The organism is uncultured Campylobacter sp. (genome assembly GCF_937997595.1).
Lineage (GTDB): Bacteria > Campylobacterota > Campylobacteria > Campylobacterales > Campylobacteraceae > Campylobacter_B.
Genome location: NZ_CALKTS010000211.1, coordinates 1 through 1004 on the forward strand (window position 1 = coordinate 1; position 1004 = coordinate 1004).

Sequence of the window (1004 nt, forward strand, 5' to 3'; positions counted from 1 at the left end):
TCGAGGCAAGGTATATATATTGGAGGATCCCAAGGTAAAGGAAGCATATAGCGCGATAGAGTTACCGTATAGCATTAAGATAGATGGAGAAACTTTTACCAGAAAGTATAAAAATCTTGCGGCGGCATATTATTTTTTAAACGGTGAGGAAGGATTTGGCTGGAGTAAGCTCGTATCTATATCATATTTCAACGACGTAAAAAATATCGATGAGTATGCGTATGGGATATATCAAGCGATCGAAGAGGCCAATGCGGGAAAAAAACAAGAGGATCGACGTTCCTTCGGCATTTTAAAGACCAGCCATACGCAAGCTATAATAGTACTCCTCAATCCGCCCGCCCCCGGAGATCCTAATTTCAATAAATATGAAGTCGATCTAATGGTTGCAGATATGCAAAGCTGCGGACTTGTACTTGTGCAATACGCGAAAAATTTTGATTCGGATAGAGATTTTAAAAAGATGCGAAAATTTATAAAGGAAAATAAAGCTAAAATTTTACCGCAGATGCCTAAGATCAAGTGCAGGTAGCGCCGAAAAGCCCAGCGTGCGATAAAATTTTACCGCAGCGGTTTTAAAACGGCGCAAGCCTTTAAATTTATGGCAGCCTGCAATGAAGCGCTAAAATTTTAAGATAAATTTTAATCCGGATAAAAAGCTCTGTAGCCAAAATAACGATCCGCGCGGCTAAATTTAAAGGTAAAATTTCAATCTTTGCGGATAAATTTATACGACTTGCTTCAAAGCTAAAATTTCAAAATTTCATAGAGCAAAACCGGGGCGCAAAAGGCGCGGAATTTAAAATTTTAGCTGTTTTGCATAATCCCCTTTAGGCTGCGATACTCTTCGCATTCGCCCGTTAGCTTCGCGTCGGTGCCGATAGCGAGGATGCGGCCGTTTTTCATCACGGCGATATTATCCGCGCGCTCGATCGTGGATAGGCGGTGAGCGATTACAAAGACGATTTTGCTTTGTTTGATCTTTTCGATGACGTTTGAGATCT

The 1004-nt window shown here is 40.9% G+C and carries 1 protein-coding gene and 1 pseudogene; one reads left to right on the forward strand and one right to left on the reverse strand.

From position 1 onward, the window contains the following. A partial coding sequence (locus Q0614_RS07345) for a hypothetical protein (protein WP_298787677.1) occupies positions 1–532 on the forward strand: 532 nt, incomplete at its 5' end. Positions 533–807: 275 nt separating this feature from the next. On the opposite strand, the pseudogene Q0614_RS07350 reads toward Q0614_RS07345, so the two are convergent. Further along, positions 808–1004: pseudogene (locus Q0614_RS07350) on the reverse strand (ABC transporter ATP-binding protein); the annotation flags it as partial.